The organism is Methanobrevibacter sp., from assembly GCF_017432245.1.
In the GTDB taxonomy this organism is placed as follows: domain Archaea; phylum Methanobacteriota; class Methanobacteria; order Methanobacteriales; family Methanobacteriaceae; genus Methanobrevibacter.
Window position 1 is genome coordinate 1 of sequence record NZ_JAFRJO010000085.1, and the last position, 2,845, is coordinate 2,845.

Annotated in this window: 2 protein-coding genes and 1 other RNA gene; 1 reads left to right on the forward strand and 2 read right to left on the reverse strand. The window is 30.8% G+C overall.

The window, feature by feature from the left end; genetic code table 11:
• Positions 1–153: 153 nt before the first annotated feature.
• Positions 154–435, forward strand: an RNA gene (rnpB, locus tag IJI80_RS07040) — RNase P RNA component.
• Positions 436–474: 39 nt separating this feature from the next.
• On the opposite strand, the gene bioF is transcribed toward rnpB, so the two are convergent.
• Positions 475–1,680: an 8-amino-7-oxononanoate synthase gene (bioF, locus tag IJI80_RS07045; protein ID WP_292788796.1), complete on the reverse strand. Its 1,206-nt coding sequence runs from the start codon at positions 1,678–1,680 to the stop codon at positions 475–477.
• A gap of 17 nt (positions 1,681–1,697) precedes the next feature.
• Positions 1,698–2,483 (reverse strand): 6-carboxyhexanoate--CoA ligase, encoded by a 786-nt coding sequence (locus IJI80_RS07050; protein ID WP_292788797.1) that lies wholly within the window; start codon positions 2,481–2,483, stop codon positions 1,698–1,700.
• Positions 2,484–2,845: the final 362 nt, after the last annotated feature.

Here is a 2,845-nt window from a genome sequence, read left to right on the forward strand (position 1 = left end):
AGGATCCATCTACGGGTAAGCTGATTATGGTTCAGAACAAGACTTCATAATTTATTTTTTTATTTTTTCTTATTTTTCTATTTTTTAATTTTTTTATTTTCACTATTTTATTAAATTTTTTATACTATAACTAATAAAATAGTATTGTTAATGGTAAGCCGAAGACAGCTGCTGGTTTTTATAACTAGGGAAACTCCGCACATCATATAGACTGTAAAGTTGAAAGACTTATGCTGAGAAGTATGACTCTGGAGCAGAAACGACACGGCCTTTGATGGATGACAATGATGCTTGACTGATGGACATTAAAGGAATCGGTGAAACGGCCAATCTACAGGATGCAAGAACAAATATGCTGATGACCTCTAAGGGAAGCAGAGTAGTTCGCTAAGATGAATGCTGTATAAAACAGAATGTGGGTTACTCTCGGCATACCATTACTCTTTATTTTTTCTTTTCTTATTAAATCTATAATTATTTTAGCATATTCCAAATTTCAATTATTTTTTGAGCAGTGTATTCTATTTCTTCTTTTGAATGGGTGGCAATAACAGTTAATCTTAATCTGCTCATATCTTTAGGAACTGATGGTGGTCTGATAGCAGATACTAAAATTCCCTCTTTTTCCAATTCTTTTGAGATTTTGTTTGCTAAATCTGCAGGGCCTATGATGATTGGTATGATTGGTGTTTCTCCTTCAGCAATGTTTAATCCGGCATTACTAAGCAAATTTCTCATAAGTCTTGTATTTTCATTTAAGGAAGATAAGTATTCTTCACCATTTTCTTTTAGTAGGTTTAAAGCAGCATTTGCACTAGCTATTGTAGCTGGGGAAAGTGCTGTTGAGAATATGAAAGGTCTTGATTTGTTTATAAGATAATCTATGTAGACTTGCTTTCCACAGACAAATCCTCCCTCTGATGCAAGTGCTTTGCTTAATGTTCCTATTTGCAAATCAACAGAGTCAGTTAAATCAATTCCTGTCTTGTCCTTATAGTATTCAACTGTACCCTTTCCGTTTTTGCCGATTACTCCAGTTGCATGTGCTTCATCAATTATAAGAGTGCAGCTGTATTTGTTAGCTATTTCTACCAGTTCTGGAAGTGGAGCAATGTCTCCATCCATGCTGAATACTCCATCAGAAACTATAAAAAAATTAGATTTATTATTTGATTTAAGCTCTTTTTTGATAAGATTCTCTAAATCTGAAGTGTCCTTATGATTATAGACTTTGACTTTAGCTTTAGATATTCTTGTTCCATCTATAATGCTTGCATGATTCAATTGATCAGAGAATATGACATCATTTTCCTTTGTTAGAGCATAAATCACTCCTAAATTAGTCATATATCCTGTATTAAAAATAAGTGTAGATTCAGTGTTTTTAAACTTGGAGAGATTGTTTTCAAGCTTTCTTGCCTCAAAAGAAGCCCCAGTAGTTAGTCTTGAACCAGTTGAACCTGTTCCATATTCATTAGCTTCCTTTGATGCCTTAATGACTTGTGGGTGATGGGTTAATCCTAAATAATTATTGGTTCCAAAGACAAGGTATTCCTTATTATTCTTGTCAATTGCTTTAGTTGAGCTAATAAATCTTAAATCATCTACTGTTCTTCTAAGATCATTGTTTTCAAGTTCTTCCAATTCCTTTTGAAGTCCCATTTCTAATTTTTGATTCATTTTTTCAGCTCTTTTTATTATTCTATTAAAACCACTTGTTTTTCCAGGTAATCTATTAAATCATCTAATGTGTAATCATCATCCAATAGGTTTGTATCCACAAAGAAGATTCTTCCCCCTATTGTATTTCCTTTATCTTTCATGATAGATATTCTGTTATAAGTTGTTTCATTAGAGATGTATCCTGTTAGATAGTTCGGATCATCAGACCAGCATAGTTCAGCTATTATTCCCTTGCAGCTTGCAACCTTGGAAGCAAGAACCAATGCCTCATTAAAATGTATTCCAGGAATGTCCTCTTCATTGACATCATTTGCAGGATTGATCTTATCTATTCTTTCATATTCAAAATTATCTGCAAAACCCATTCCTGTAGCTCTAACGCCTCTTGATGCTCTATCATCCAGTCTATTTCCATTATCCTTATCTAGGAGTATTGCTCCATGCATGCTGTCTTGAAGCTTTAAGAGAGATCCAATTCCATTTTCAATAGCTATTTCTTCCACATCACTTTCTTTAAGAAGCTCTTTAGCTAATTTCAATCCTTCCTCTTTTGATTTTACATCAAATTCTTCAATTGATAATTGAGGAACGTAAACAATGTCTTCTTCATCCACTTTTTGAATTTTTATATTGATAAAGTCTACGCTGCCTTTTTCATGATTTAGAGCCCTTTGGTACATTCTGATTATTTCATCTTCAATCTCATCATCTCTTAAAATACGTTCAGCACCTGATATATGTTTTCCTCCCTTTTCATGAGGGCCACCTTTTGAAGAACGCATTTTTATATTGTACAACATATTTTCGCCTAAATCCATATTTATTTTTTTCTTGCAGTTTACTATAATTTATTTGTTTTTCATTCAATATTAAGTTTTTATAAATTGATTTTTGGTATAGATTTTTTATTCAATTTAATTAATTTAAGATACATTTAAAAACATATTTTACTGGATTAAGTATAATTTAATTAATCATAAATATATTTAAATCGAATCATTTTTAAAAAAATATATTTCAAATTAACAGTATCTATATCTTAAGATATAAATTTTCAATTTTAGTTAAAATTTAAAAAAATAACCTAGTTCAAAATAAGAAAAATAAGAAAATAATAGAAATTAGAAAAATAAGAAAAATAATAAAAATATTAAAAAAAGAA

Coding starts and splice junctions, on each gene's coding strand:
- bioF (WP_292788796.1), bottom strand. CDS start 1,680: ATGAATCAAAAATTAGAAATGGGACTTCAAAAGGAATTGGAAGAACTT.
- IJI80_RS07050 (WP_292788797.1), bottom strand. CDS start 2,483: ATGTTGTACAATATAAAAATGCGTTCTTCAAAAGGTGGCCCTCATGAA.